Source organism: Bradyrhizobium sp. B117 (assembly GCF_038969555.1).
GTDB lineage: Bacteria > Pseudomonadota > Alphaproteobacteria > Rhizobiales > Xanthobacteraceae > Bradyrhizobium.
Window position 1 is genome coordinate 7656641 of record NZ_CP152414.1, and the last position, 12685, is coordinate 7669325.

The following is a 12685-nucleotide window of genomic DNA, read 5'->3' on the forward strand; positions in this document are numbered from 1 at the left end:
CACACTGGGGAGATGCTCAATGCTCAAATTCTATTTCAACGGATCGCCGAACCCAACCAAGGTCGCGCTCTTCCTCGAGGAGTCCGGACTGCCGTTCGAGCCTGTCGCGGTCGACACCCGCAAGGGCGAGCAGTTCTCGCCGGACTATCTGAAGATCAATCCGAATGCCAAGGTGCCGGCGATCGACGACAACGGCACGATCGTGTTCGATTCCAACGCCATCCTGCTCTATCTCGCCGAGAAAACCGGCAAGTTCCTGCCCGCCAATCGCGCCGAATTGCTGTCATGGCTGATGTTCGTGGCGACCGGCGTCGGCCCGTATTCGGGTCAGGCGGTGCACTTCAAGCATTTCGCGCCGAAGGACCAGAACCACGACTACGCCCATAACCGCTACCAATACGAGACCGACCGCCACTACACGATCCTCGACGGTCACCTCAAAGGCCGCAGCTACATGGTCGGCGATGCGTATTCGATCGTCGACATGGCGCTGTGGGGCTGGGCGCGGATGGTGCCGTTCAAGCTCGGCGACGGCGCCTTTGCGCGCTACCCGAACGTGAAGCGGCTCGTCGACGAGATCTCGGCCCGTCCCGCCGCGGCACGCGCGATCGCGCTGAAGGACAAGTTCACCTTCAAGGCCGAGATGGACGACGAGGCGCGTCGCAACATGTTCAGGCACATGACGACCAAGGTCGCCTGATCGCACGACACAGCTCTTCGAGGCCACGCGCTTGCGCGTGGCCTTTTGCTTCTAAGGTTCAGGCGGCGTGGACGGAGCTCAGGAACTTGGCGACTTCCTGCTTCAGCCGGTTGCTGTCTGAAGACAGCGAGCGTGCCGCCGACAGCACCTGCGATGAGGCCGAGCCGGTCTCGGATGCCCCTCGCTGCACGTCGCCGATATTGGTCGAGACGCGCTGGGTGCCGTGAGCCGCCTGCTGGACGTTGCGGGAAATCTCCTGCGTCGCCGCGCCCTGCTCTTCCACGGCGGCCGCGACCGTCGAGGATATCTCCGACAGCCGCTCGATGGTGCCGCTGATCTCCCTGATCGAGCCTACCGATTCCTCGGTGGCAGCCTGGATGCCCGAGACCTGCTGGGCGATCTCACCGGTTGCCTTCGCGGTCTGCTCGGCGAGTGCCTTGACCTCGGAGGCGACCACGGCAAAGCCGCGACCGGCCTCGCCCGCGCGCGCCGCCTCGATCGTGGCATTGAGCGCGAGGAGATTGGTCTGGCCGGCGATGGTGCTGATCAACTCGACCACGTCGCCGATGCGGGCGGCGGCCTTGGACAGCTCGCCGACGCGCTCGTTGGTCTTGGTCGCCTGCCCCACCGCCTCGCTGGCGATGCGGGCGGATTCCTGCACCTGGCGGGCGATCTCGCTGACCGAGGAGGAGAGCTCTTCCGTCGCCGAGGCGACGGCCTGAACATTGGCCGAGGCCTCCTGGGCGGCGCTGGCGACTTCCGTCGACAGGTCCTGGGCGCGCGAGGCCGTCGTCGTCAGCGTGCCGGCCGAGGCTTCCAGCTCGTTCGATGCCGAGGACACGGTGTCGACGATCTCGCCGACCGCACGTTCGAACTGATTGGCCAGATTTCTCATGTCGGCCTTGCGGCTCTCGGCCTGCCGCGCCTCGACCGCGACCTGCTCGTGGCGCAGGCGCTCGGTCTCGACCATGCTCTCCTTGAACACCTGGATCGCCTTGGCCATGTCTCCGATCTCGTCGCTGTTACCACGGCCGGGGACCTCGACCTTGAGATCACCGCCGGCGAGCAACCCCATCGCCCGGGTCATCGTGGTCAGCGGTCCGACGATGCTGCGCGCGATCAGGAAGGCGACGAGGCCGCCGAACAGGACCGCAAGGCCGCCGGCGACTTCCTGAATCCAGGTCGTGCTGGCAACGACGCCATCGGCGGCCGCGCGCGACTTCTGATAGTCCGCCTTCAGTCCGGTCTCCGCCACCTTGAGCTTGTCGACGCTTTCGGTGATCAGGGGCGCGATCTCGTTGCGGTAGATTTCATCGGCCTGGAGGATTGCGGCGGAGGTCGTCTCGAAGGCCGCCTTGTAGGTCGAAAGCGAGCTCTTGATCGGCCCGAACGCGGCCTTGACCTCGTCCGGCAGACCGGCCCCCTCCAGGGACTTGAGCGCTTGCTGCGCCCGATCGACATTGGTCCTGAAGGTCGCCGGCCCCTTTGCGTCCCGGACCGCGAGGAAGCGCCAGTTCGCGACACGAACCAGCAGGACCTTGGATTCAAGATCGGCGACGGGGGCGACCACGCTGGTATCGCCGGTTGCACGCGCGGCCTCGACCAGCTTGCCGGTGTTGGCGGTCAGTTCGTCGCCACCGGCGAGCAGAACGGCCTTGCCCTTGGTCGTCTCGTTGACGGCGGCGCCCATGCGCTCGCGCAGAGACTTCATCTTCTCGATGTCGGCAAGCAGGCCATTGTAGATCTTGAGCCGCTCCTCGGAGAGCGTCGACTTGGCCGCAGCCTTCAACAGCTCGGCCGTCGCGGCCTCCCGCTCCGCAGCCTCCTTGAAGACCGGCTCGTTGGCGTCATAGATGTAGCGGAGATTGGCGCGCCGCAGCGCCTGGAGGTTGATCGAGATTTCCTGCACGCGCGCCGTGTTGTCCGACAGCGCGGACAGCCGCGTCATCTGGGCCTGAACGGCCCACAGATTCCAAACGGCGACCGCGGCCATCACCAGGCCAAGGACCACGAGAACCGAAAATCCGGCGTAAAGACGCCCCCGAATTCCTAAACGCAAGCTCGGCATCACTGTCCACCCATCAAGGAAGAAAAGAGAAGCAGCCGACGGCCTTCTTACGATTGCAATGGCGATCCATTGCAACCGCGCCCCAGGAATCGTGCTGCACCGCCGCCGCACATTGCGGAACAATTGTTAATTGAGGCTGTATTTTACCGGCGTCGACTACGGAGAAGCCGACGAAGACATCGCTATCGTCTGTTCCGATAAACAAGAGTTGGGCACCGGTGGCGCACAGAATTGTGGACGGATCACGTAGTGCCTCGCTTCGGATCCACGCACACGCGCGTGGATCCTTAGCTCTTGAGACGTCTGCTTTCGATGTCAGCCCCGCTCAGGCGGCGTGGACCGAGCTCAGGAACTTGGCGACCTCCTGCTTCAGCCGGTTGCTGTCTGAAGACAGCGAGCGCGCCGCCGAGAGCACCTGCGAGGAGGCCGAGCCGGTCTCTGACGCGCCGCGCTGCACCTCGCCGATATTGGTCGAGACGCGCTGGGTGCCGTGCGCCGCCTGCTGGACGTTGCGGGAAATTTCGCGCGTCGCCGCGCCCTGCTGTACCACGGCGGCCGCCACCGTCGAGGAGATTTCCGACAGCCGCTCGATGGTGCCGCTGATCTCCCTGATCGAGCCGACCGACTCTTCCGTGGCAGCCTGGATGCCGGAGACCTGCTGGGCGATCTCGTCGGTCGCCTTCGCGGTCTGCTGGGCAAGCGCCTTGACCTCGGAGGCGACCACGGCAAAGCCGCGCCCGGCATCGCCGGCGCGCGCCGCCTCGATGGTGGCGTTCAGCGCAAGGAGATTGGTCTGGCCGGCGATGGTGGTGATCAGCTCGACCACGTCGCCGATGCGGGCGGCGGCCTTGGAGAGCTCGCCGACGCGCGCATTGGTCCGGCTCGCCTGACCGACGGCTTCGGTGGCGATGCGGGCGGATTCCTGAACCTGGCGGGCGATCTCGCTCACCGAGGAGGATAGCTCTTCCGTCGCCGAGGCGACGGCCTGCACGTTGGCCGTGGCCTCCTGCGAGGCGGAGGCCACTTCAGTCGACCGGTTCTGGGCGCGCGAGGCGGTCGCGGTGAGCGTGCCGGCCGAGGCTTCCAGCTCGCTCGATGCCGATGACACGGTGTCCACGATCTCGCCGACCGCCTGCTCGAACTGATCGGCGAGCCGGACCATGTCTTTCTTGCGGCTCTCGGCCTGCCGCGCCTCGACAGCGACCTGCTCGGCGCGAAGGCGCTCGGTTTCGACCATGTTGTCCTTGAACACCTGGATCGCCTTGGCCATGTCGCCGATCTCATCGGCGTTGCCGCGACCGGGAATCTCGACCTCGAGATTGCCGCCGGCCAGCAGCCCCATCGCCCGGGTCATCGAGGTCAGGGGACCGACGAGGCTGCGGGCGGTCAGGAAGGCGACGATCAGGCCGAACAGGATGGCGATGCCGCCCGCAGTCTCCTGCACGGTCGTCGTGCCGCTGATGACGGCTTCGGTCTGGTCGCGGGATTCCTTGTAATCCTTCTTCAGGGTGGTTTCCGCGGCCCTGAGCTTGCCGATGCTGTCGACGATGAGCGGCGCGAGGTTCTTGTGATAGATCTCGTCGGCCTGGAGCATCGCCGCCGACGTGGTCTCGAACGCGGATTTGTAGATTCCGAGCGAGGTCTTCACCGGAGCGAGCGTGGTGCGGAGCTCGCTCGCCTGCGGGCTCTTTTCGAGCGCCGAAAGCCGCTGCATCGCCCGGTCCACATTGGTCCTGAAGTTGGCCGGCCCCTTGGTGTCGCGCAGGGCCAGGAAACGCCAATTTGCGATCTGCACCACGAGCAGCCTGGATTCGAGATCCGCGACCAGCGCCGCGGTGTCCTCGTCGACGGCCGCACGGGCCATGTCGACCAGCTTGCTCGTCTTGACGGTCAGCTCGTCGCCGCTCGGGAGCAGCGTCGCCTTGCCCGTCCGCGCCTCGTTGACGGCGTCGCCGAGATTGTCACGCAGGCTTCGCATCTTGGCGATGTCGGCGATCAGATCGCTGTAGAGCTTCCGCCGCTCCTCGGAGCCCGTCCCCTTCGCGCCGACCTGCAACAGCTCGGTCGCCGCGGTCTCCCGCTCGGCGGCCTCCTTCATCGCGGATTCATTGGCATCGTAGATGTAGCGCAGATTGGCCCGCTGGATCGCCTGGAGATGGGTCGAGATCTCCAGCACCCGCGCCGTGCTGTCCGAGAACGCCGAGGCCTTCGCGACCTGCTCCTGCACCGACCGCAAGTTCCAGATGGCAACCACCGCCATCACGAGACCGACCGCCACCAGGGCCATGAAGCCTGCGTACAGGCGTCCCCTGATCCGCAAACGAAACTTCGGCATTCCCACTGTCCACCCAGATGCATGTGAATTCGAGCGGACCGAACGAATCCGGCAATCGTCACGGCCACCCTGGCAGCCGCACGTCGCGCTTGAGGCGACTCACGCTGCACTGCGACACAATGGGGGACACTCGTTAATTGAACCTTCCAATATTTCGCGCAAACCTGCGGCGAAGCGCGCAACGCCTGCTGATTTTGTAGCCAGCTATGCATGAATCGGCGCGCTCACCATCACGGGTCGCGAAGATGAGGGCGCGCCGATGTCCGCTCTGTCATTTTACTTTCGCCGACCGGGCTTCTCCAGCTCGTACGCAATCTCCGACCGGGTCATGCCGCAGTCCTGAAGCTCCCGTTCGGTCATGGCGGCGAGCTGGTACCGGGCCCGGGAACGCTCCCGCCGAACCCGCATGATGTCCACCAGCATCCGCCATGCGCGCACGACAATCGACGGCTGTGGCGGATGGGACCGGCTGGCGGACGCGACGCGGCTCAGTCCGGTCAGCTCGCGGCCCTCACACCCGTCTGCGGAAAAGGACCCAGCGCCTTCTCGGTCAGGACGGAGTCGCAGTATTCTCGGATCTCCCTGATCTTGCCCTCCTCGAACTGAAACACGAGACAATAATCGTTGTCGTAGCGCACGCCCTCGGGCGTGACGTTGTCGCCCTTGGCTTCCACCACGACGACGTCGCCATCGGCGATGAAGCGGTGCGCCACGGTGCGCGTGCGGTCGCGCAGGCGGGTGCGCACATAGCCGTGCAGATCGTTGAGGATCGCCTCCTTGCCGGTGAAGGTGCGCGACCAGGAATACTGGCCGGTCACGACCCATCTGGCATCGTCGGCAAGGCTTGCGGTGAACAGGGCGCGATCGCGCGCGGCCGGATCGGGATTGGCGGCGGCGGCGAAAATATCCTGCATCAGTTTCTTGTTGGCGCTCGCGCTCATGGCGGCATCTCCTTTGGTAAGAACCACGGAGATCATCGTGCGCCGATCGAAATTCTTCAAATCGATAGCAGATATGATATCTATTCACCTCATGAATTTGAACTCGCTTGACCTCAATCTCCTGACCGCGCTCGACGCGCTGCTGCGCGAGGCCAATGTCAGCCGCGCCGCGATGAGGATGGGCCTGTCGCAGCCGGCGGCGAGCCACGCACTGCAGCGCCTGCGTGACATCTTCGGCGATCCGCTGCTGGTGCGGACCGGCGCGCGGATGGAGCTGACGCCGCGGGCGCAAGCGCTCCGCGCGCCACTGGCGCAGGCGCTCGACCAGGTCCGCGGGCTGTTCCTGCCTGAGGACTTCGATGCTGCGCGCAGCGAGCGGCAATTCCGCCTGATGATGCCGGATCTTGCGGTCGAGCTGTTGATGCCGCCTTTGATGGAGAAGGTGACGCGCCTTGCGCCCAACGTCCGCATCGACGTCGTGCCGTGGCGGGGGCCGGCGATCTTCCACGCCGAATTCGCCCGCACCATTGACCTCGTGATCTCGATCGGCAACGCCTTCAAAGGATTTCACCGTCAGCTGCTCTACACCGACAGCGATGCCCTGGCGGTGCGGCGCGGCCATCCCGTCGGCACCAAGCTGAAGCGACGCGAGACGTTCCTGGCCGCGCGCCATGTCGGCGTGATCATCCGCGGCAATGCCGAGGATCTCATCGACACCTGGCTGCACAGCAAAGGCATCGAGCGGCATATCTCGCTGGTGGTGTCGGGCTATCTCGAAGCGCTGCACGTCGCCGCGCGAACCGACCTCGTCGCCTTCGTGCCGCGACGGCTGATCGCGGCGCTGTCTAAGCAGCTCGGCCTCGTCACGGTGACGCCGCCGCTCGATCCTGGGATCGACCAGCAGTTCATGTTCTATCCGACGCGGGCGCAGATGGACCCGGGCTCGATCTGGCTGCGGCGGCTGATGCTGGAGACGGGACGGGAGCTGGAGCAAGCCAAGCGCAAACTGCCGTAGGGTGGGATGCTCTCTCAACACACTCGGCGTCGTCCCGGACAAGCGCAGCGAAGCGGAGCGCTGATCCGGGACCCATAACCACAGGATGTGGTTTGGCGAAGACTCGTGGTTGTCAGCTCGGGCCGAAACTTCTCCCTGTGGTTATGGGTCCCGGGTCTGCGCTTCGCTTGCCCGGGACGACAGGGGAATATGCGGCCGCGCAGTGCTCCTACGCCTTCTGCGCGTCCATCACCTTGCGGATCGCCGGGCGATCGGACATGCGCTTGAAATGATCGGCGATCTTCGGCGTCGCGTTGATGTCGACGCTGTCGCCTTCGAGCCAGTGCGAGAGCGTATGGAGGTAGGGATCGCAGATCGTGAACTGATCGCCCATCACCCACGGGCCTTTGAACATCTTCTGCTCGATGAGCTTGAAGCAGGCGGCCATGGTCTTCGGCACCATCGCCTTCATGTCCGCAAGCGAGGTCTCCTGCGTCGCCCAGCGCGCGCCACGCATCTTGTGGGCGTGGTTGATATGCACGGTCGAGCAGAGATAGGAGTTGAACGACTGCACTTGCGCGAAGTCGAAGGGATCGTCGAGCGGCGCGAGCTTCGCCTTGGGGAAGGTTTGCGCGATATAGGCCAGCATCGCCGGCGTCTCGGTGAGGACGCCGCGATCGGTCACCAGCGCGGGCACGCGGCCCTTCGGATTGATCGCGAGATAGTCCGGGCTGTTCTGCTGGTTGTCCTTGAAGCTCAGCCGTTCAGCCGTGTAGTCGGCGCCGGCCTCCTCCAGGGTCATATAGGTGGCGAGCGCGCAGGTGCCGGTGGCGTAGTAGAGCTTGAGCATGTCGGACCTCATGGGAAAATTGGAAATTAGCCGCTGCCGGAGCCCAGGTCCATAGCAAGACATCCTCTTCGCAGTTGCCCACCGCGGCCCGCCTGTGCCAAGACGCCGATGATCGGAGGGGCTTTCTCATGACCGTACTCATCGCCGGTGGCGGCATCGGCGGGCTGACGCTGGCGCTCAGCCTGCATCAAATCGGCGTTCCCGTAAAAGTGTTCGAGAGCGTCGCGGAACTGAAGCCGCTCGGCGTCGGCATCAACGTGCTGCCGCATGCGGTGCGCGAGCTGATCGAGCTCGACCTGCTGGACAAGCTGGATGCCAGCGGCGTGCGCACCCGCGAGCTCGCCTATTTCTCCAAGCACGGCAAGCCGATCTGGAGCGAGCCGCGCGGGCTGGAAGCCGGCTACAAATGGCCGCAATTCTCGATCCACCGCGGCACGCTCCAGCAAATCCTGCTCGACACCGCGGTCGAGCGGCTCGGCCGCGAGAACATCCTGACCAGCCACCACCTGACGGGCTGGAGCGAAACGGCGAACGGCGTGCGCGCCGACTTCATCGACCGGGCGACCGGCAAGGCTGCCGGCAGTTACGATGGCGCGATCATGATCGCCGCCGACGGCATCCATTCCGCCGTGCGAGAAAAGCTCTATCCGAAAGAAGGTCCGCCGATCTGGAACGGCCGCATCCTCTGGCGCGGCGTCACGCCGGCAAAGGCCTTCCTCACCGGCCGCACCATGATCATGGCCGGCCACGAGATTCTGAAATTCGTCTGCTATCCCATTTCGAAAGAGCCGGACGTATCAGGCAACCACCTGATCAACTGGGTCGCCGAGCGTCACATGCCGCCGACCTATCAATGGCGACGCGAGGACTATAACCGCGCTGCGCGGCTCGAAGAATTCCTGCCCTGGTTCGAGAGCTGGACATTCGACTGGCTCGACGTGCCCGGCCTCATCAGGAACTGCCCGCACGCCTACGAATATCCCCTGGTGGACCGCGATCCGGTGTCGCAATGGACCTTCGGCAAGGTCACGCTGATGGGCGATGCCGCACACCCGATGTATCCGATCGGCTCGAACGGCGCCTCGCAGGCGATCCTCGACGCCCGCGTCATCACCCGCGAGATCCTGGCCCACGGCCCGACACAGGCCGCGCTGCTCGCCTATGAGGCCGAGCGCAGACCCGCAACCACCGACCTCGTCCTGCTCAACCGCAAGAACGGCCCCGAGCAGGTGATGCAGCTGGTCGAGGAGCGCGCGCCGGACGGTTACAAGGTGGTCACCGACGTGCTGTCGCAAAAGGAGCTGGAAGACATCGCCGCCAACTACAAGCGCGTCGCGGGATTCCAGGTCGAGGCGTTGAACGCGAAGCCGCCGATCGTGAGCAAGGACGCAAGGGCAAGGGCGTGATGTGCTCGCTCAAAGCGAGATGCGCATGAATGTGCCCTCGCCCCTTGTGGGAGAGGGCAACGACGCTCGTAGACGCAGGCTCACTTGGGTGAGGGGTCTGTCCCCGCACACTCATCTCGCTGTTAGAATTCGCGGAGACAACCCCTCATCCGGCGCTTCGCGCCACCTTCTCCCACAAGGGGAGAAGGGAAGTGGAGCGCGCGGCTGGACTATTTGCCCACCACCCTCGCCGCCTCCAACAACCTCTCGCTTGCGCTCGCCGTCGCCAGCACCGTGCCATCCTCCGCCATCAGCTTCGCCTCGACGAACGCAATCGTCTTGCCGAGCTGCGTCACCTTGGCTTCGCCAATGATCGGTCCGGGTTTTGCCGGCGCCAAAAAGTTCACCGTCATGCTGATCGTCGTGGTGTAGAGCCGGCCCTCGCTCATCACCAGCACCGCGGGCCCCATGGTGTCGTCGAGCATGGCCGAGAGCATGCCGCCCTGGATGAAACCGGCCGGATTGCAGAATTCCGGCTTGCCGTCGAAGGCGAGCTTGATCCAGCCCTCCTCGGGCTTTGCGTCGAGCAGGCGCCAGCCGAGCAGCTTCGCGCAGGGTGGTCTTGGAAAGTCGTCGAGCGCGGTCTTGACAATGCGGCTCCTCCGTTGCTTACCGACAGATAAGCTAGCCCTGCTGACACCATGGTGGCAGCAGGACAATCGGCTAGAGATCCAGCGCGTGCACGATCACCTTGCGCATGACATTGGGCAGCGCCTCGCCGGCAAGGGTTGCGATCGGCACCCAGCGCATGCCCTCGGGCGCGCGCGTGCGCGCCTCCGCCTTTGCCGTGTAGACCACCAGCTCCAACGGAAAATGCGTGAAGACGTGGGTAACGACGCCCACCTTGCGCTGCCAGCGCGACAGCCCCTTCAATTCCGGCGCCTGCTGCTTCGCCGTCGCATCCTCTTGCTCTGCGAGCCAGTCCGACCCCGGCACTTCGGTCATGCCGCCGAGCAGGCCCTTTTCGGGCCTCGAGCGGACCAGCAGCTCGTCGCCGCGCGTGACGACAAAGGCCGCGCCACGCCGCAACGTCCCGCTCTTCTTCGGCGCCTTGCGCGGAAACGTTTCTTGCGTTCCCTGCGCACGCGCCGTGCAGTCCTCAGTGAACGGACACAGCGAGCAGGCCGGCTTCTTCGGCGTGCAGATCGAGGCGCCCAGATCCATCAGCGCCTGCGCACTGTCGCCGGCGCGCGTGTCGGCAAGCAATGTCGCCGCCAATTGCTGGATCAGCGGCTTGGCTTGCGGCAGCTCCTCCGCGACCGCGAACAGGCGCGACACCACACGCTCGATATTGCCGTCGACCGGCATGGTGCGGCGGTCGAACGCGATCGCTGCGATCGCGGCCGCGGTGTAGGGCCCAATGCCCGGCAGTGTCCGCAGCCCCTCCTCCGTGTCCGGAAACACACCACCGTGCTCGCGCGTCACCGCGACCGCGCAGGCGTAGAGATTTCGTGCGCGCGAATAATAGCCGAGCCCGGCCCACATCCGCAGCACGTCGTCCTGCGAAGCGCTCCCCAGCGCAGTGACGTCAGGCCAGCGCGCGACGAATTTTTCGAAGTAAGGCCCGACCGCCTTCACGGTGGTCTGCTGCAGCATGATCTCCGACAGCCAGACGCGGTAAGGGTCCGACGCCTCGCCGGGCGCGGCGCGCCAGGGCAGCCGGCGGCGATGGCGATCGTACCATTGGAGCAGCGCGAGCGGGCGCGATGTGGTCTCCGGCAGGGAAGGTTCCGGCTTCGGCTTGCGGACGGATCTGGAGCTCATGCCTCACTGTAACGGCAAATGCACCGGCCTCTCTACGTCATGCCCGCGCACGTCGCGGGCATCCACGTCTTTCTTCTAGGGAAGAACGTGGATGGCCGGACATAGGCGAGCGGAAGCGACGCCGTCCTCCGGACGGCTATGCCCGGCCATGACGAGCCGCGGGCCTGTGGTCCACCCGCCGAAGTGCTATAAAGCGCCCATGTCCAAATCCGGCCCCATCTTCAAACCCGGCCCCATCAGCGCAAAGCCGCTGTCGATCCTGCTCAACGACGTCTTTGCCGAGGCCTATGCCAAGCAGGGCTTTGCGGCGCGCGAGCTGGTGACGCGGTGGGCACAGATAGCGGGGCCGGAGATCGCGGCGCATGCCGAGCCGCTCAAGATGCAATGGCCGCGGCCGGTCGAGGGGCAGCCGCAGGAGCCGGCGACGCTGGTGCTGCGGGTCGAGGGGCCGATGGCGCTGGAGATCCAGCACTCCGCCGACATCATTCTGGAGCGGGTCAACCGCTTCTTCGGCTGGAGCGCGGTCGGCAAGCTGGCCTTCCGCCAGGCCCCCCTGTCGCGGCCCCGCGTCCGGAAGCGCCCGGGTCCGCCGGACCCCAAGAGCGTCGCCAAGGTGGCGGAGAGCCTGGGGGCCATCGAAGATGAAGATTTGAAGACGGCGCTGGCGCGGCTCGGGGCCGCCATCAAGCGAAATTGAGCCTCATTTTGCGGCCAATCTGGACCTGTCCGTGTCCCTCGCCATTGCCTCAAACGACGTTTCAAGCTAGCGACAGGCCGCCCAACGGGAACTTTGATAAGGACCTTGGGGCAGACCATCCAATTCGGGAGCCTACCTTGATCATCACCCGCCGCGCCTTCACCACGATGCTGTCGCTGACCGGGCTCGCCGCGGTCGCCGGGCTCTCGCCGCTGCGGTTCATCAGCGAGGCTATGGCGCAGTCGGCCGCTGATGTGGCGAAGCCGGTGTCGCTGCCCGACATGGCGCTCGGCCCGAAGGACGCCCCCGTCACCATCACCGAATTCGCCTCGATGACATGCCCGCATTGCGCGGCCTTCAACGAGCAGGTGTTCCCCAAGATCAAGTCGGAATACATCGACACCGGCAAGATCCGCTACATCTTCCGCGAGTTCCCGCTCGACATCAAAGCCGCCGCCGGCTCGATGCTGTCGCGCTGCATCGCCAATGGCGACGCGACGAAATACTTCGCGGTCACCGACATGCTGTTCCGCCAGCAGAGCGACTGGGTGATGAAGAACACCACCGAGACCCTGACGCGGATCGGCAAGCAGGCCGGCCTCACCCAGCAGCAGGTCGAAGCCTGCCTGAAGGACCAGGCGCTGCTCGACAAGATCGCCGCCGACCAGAAATATGCCAGCGACATCTTGAAGGTGGATTCGACGCCGACCTTCTTCATCAATGGCGAGAAGATCAAGGGCGAGGCCTCGTTCGAGGAGTTCGCCAAGAAGATCAACCCGCTGCTCAAGAGCTGATTCGCTCGTCAAGATCCTGATTCGCATCTCGAAAGCCGTATCATTCCCGTCATAAATCCCTTGGGAAAAGCGGCTTTCGCCGGTTGCCCTCGCGGCG

At 65.0% G+C, this 12685-nt stretch carries 12 protein-coding genes; 5 read left to right on the forward strand and 7 right to left on the reverse strand.

What is annotated here, in order from left to right; translation table 11 throughout:
• The first annotated feature begins 19 nt into the window (after nucleotides 1–19).
• Nucleotides 20–700, forward strand: coding sequence for a glutathione S-transferase family protein (locus AAFG16_RS37120; protein WP_342733329.1), 681 nt, complete (start codon nucleotides 20–22; stop codon nucleotides 698–700).
• 58 nt (nucleotides 701–758) lie between these two features.
• Here the strand turns inward: AAFG16_RS37120 and AAFG16_RS37125 are convergent, their stop codons facing one another.
• From AAFG16_RS37125 to AAFG16_RS37140, 4 genes are all read right to left on the reverse strand, one after another.
• Nucleotides 759–2768 carry a methyl-accepting chemotaxis protein gene (locus AAFG16_RS37125; protein ID WP_342733331.1) on the reverse strand — a complete coding sequence of 670 codons (2010 nt, stop codon included), beginning with the start codon at nucleotides 2766–2768 and terminating at the stop codon, nucleotides 759–761.
• Between the two features lie 325 nt (nucleotides 2769–3093).
• Nucleotides 3094–5103 carry a methyl-accepting chemotaxis protein gene (locus tag AAFG16_RS37130; RefSeq protein WP_342733333.1) on the reverse strand — a complete coding sequence of 670 codons (2010 nt, stop codon included), beginning with the start codon at nucleotides 5101–5103 and terminating at the stop codon, nucleotides 3094–3096.
• A gap of 276 nt (nucleotides 5104–5379) precedes the next feature.
• Entirely contained in the window at nucleotides 5380–5526 is a 147-nt protein-coding gene (locus tag AAFG16_RS37135) for a DUF1127 domain-containing protein (RefSeq protein ID WP_342733335.1), read from the reverse strand.
• 74 nt (nucleotides 5527–5600) lie between these two features.
• Nucleotides 5601–6044, reverse strand: coding sequence for a nuclear transport factor 2 family protein (locus AAFG16_RS37140; protein ID WP_342733337.1), 444 nt, complete (start codon nucleotides 6042–6044; stop codon nucleotides 5601–5603).
• Nucleotides 6045–6135: 91 nt separating this feature from the next.
• Here AAFG16_RS37140 and AAFG16_RS37145 point away from each other — a divergent pair, with 91 nt between their 5' ends.
• Nucleotides 6136–7059: a LysR family transcriptional regulator gene (locus AAFG16_RS37145; RefSeq protein WP_342741029.1), complete on the forward strand. Its 924-nt coding sequence runs from the start codon at nucleotides 6136–6138 to the stop codon at nucleotides 7057–7059.
• Between the two features lie 208 nt (nucleotides 7060–7267).
• Here AAFG16_RS37145 and AAFG16_RS37150 read toward each other — a convergent pair whose 3' ends face one another.
• Entirely contained in the window at nucleotides 7268–7888 is a 621-nt protein-coding gene (locus tag AAFG16_RS37150; protein ID WP_342733339.1) for a glutathione S-transferase family protein, read from the reverse strand.
• A 128-nt stretch (nucleotides 7889–8016) separates the two neighbouring features.
• Here AAFG16_RS37150 and AAFG16_RS37155 point away from each other — a divergent pair, with 128 nt between their 5' ends.
• On the forward strand, nucleotides 8017–9294 hold the full coding sequence (locus AAFG16_RS37155; RefSeq protein WP_342733341.1) for a flavin-dependent oxidoreductase: 1278 nt from the start codon (nucleotides 8017–8019) through the stop codon (nucleotides 9292–9294).
• A 209-nt stretch (nucleotides 9295–9503) separates the two neighbouring features.
• Here the strand turns inward: AAFG16_RS37155 and AAFG16_RS37160 are convergent, their stop codons facing one another.
• On the reverse strand, nucleotides 9504–9926 hold the full coding sequence (locus AAFG16_RS37160) for a PaaI family thioesterase (protein WP_342741030.1): 423 nt from the start codon (nucleotides 9924–9926) through the stop codon (nucleotides 9504–9506).
• Nucleotides 9927–9996: 70 nt separating this feature from the next.
• Nucleotides 9997–11097 carry an A/G-specific adenine glycosylase gene (gene mutY / locus AAFG16_RS37165; protein WP_342733343.1) on the reverse strand — a complete coding sequence of 367 codons (1101 nt, stop codon included), beginning with the start codon at nucleotides 11095–11097 and terminating at the stop codon, nucleotides 9997–9999.
• 199 nt (nucleotides 11098–11296) lie between these two features.
• Here mutY and AAFG16_RS37170 point away from each other — a divergent pair, with 199 nt between their 5' ends.
• Both AAFG16_RS37170 and AAFG16_RS37175 read left to right on the forward strand, forming a co-directional pair.
• Nucleotides 11297–11794, forward strand: a complete 498-nt coding sequence (locus AAFG16_RS37170; RefSeq protein WP_342733345.1) for a DciA family protein — start codon at nucleotides 11297–11299, stop codon at nucleotides 11792–11794.
• 137 nt (nucleotides 11795–11931) lie between these two features.
• Nucleotides 11932–12588 (forward strand): DsbA family protein, encoded by a 657-nt coding sequence (locus tag AAFG16_RS37175; protein ID WP_283081299.1) that lies wholly within the window; start codon nucleotides 11932–11934, stop codon nucleotides 12586–12588.
• The last annotated feature ends 97 nt before the right edge of the window (nucleotides 12589–12685 follow it).

Bases quoted from the DNA above. Each gene is read 5' to 3' on its own strand.
- AAFG16_RS37120 (WP_342733329.1), top strand. From the start codon at position 20: ATGCTCAAATTCTATTTCAACGGATCGCCGAACCCAACCAAGGTCGCG.
- AAFG16_RS37125 (WP_342733331.1), bottom strand. From the start codon at position 2,768: ATGCCGAGCTTGCGTTTAGGAATTCGGGGGCGTCTTTACGCCGGATTT.
- AAFG16_RS37130 (WP_342733333.1), bottom strand. From the start codon at position 5,103: ATGCCGAAGTTTCGTTTGCGGATCAGGGGACGCCTGTACGCAGGCTTC.
- AAFG16_RS37135 (WP_342733335.1), bottom strand. From the start codon at position 5,526: ATGCTGGTGGACATCATGCGGGTTCGGCGGGAGCGTTCCCGGGCCCGG.
- AAFG16_RS37140 (WP_342733337.1), bottom strand. From the start codon at position 6,044: ATGAGCGCGAGCGCCAACAAGAAACTGATGCAGGATATTTTCGCCGCC.
- AAFG16_RS37145 (WP_342741029.1), top strand. From the start codon at position 6,136: ATGAATTTGAACTCGCTTGACCTCAATCTCCTGACCGCGCTCGACGCG.
- AAFG16_RS37150 (WP_342733339.1), bottom strand. From the start codon at position 7,888: ATGCTCAAGCTCTACTACGCCACCGGCACCTGCGCGCTCGCCACCTAT.
- AAFG16_RS37155 (WP_342733341.1), top strand. From the start codon at position 8,017: ATGACCGTACTCATCGCCGGTGGCGGCATCGGCGGGCTGACGCTGGCG.
- mutY (WP_342733343.1), bottom strand. From the start codon at position 11,097: ATGAGCTCCAGATCCGTCCGCAAGCCGAAGCCGGAACCTTCCCTGCCG.
- AAFG16_RS37170 (WP_342733345.1), top strand. From the start codon at position 11,297: ATGTCCAAATCCGGCCCCATCTTCAAACCCGGCCCCATCAGCGCAAAG.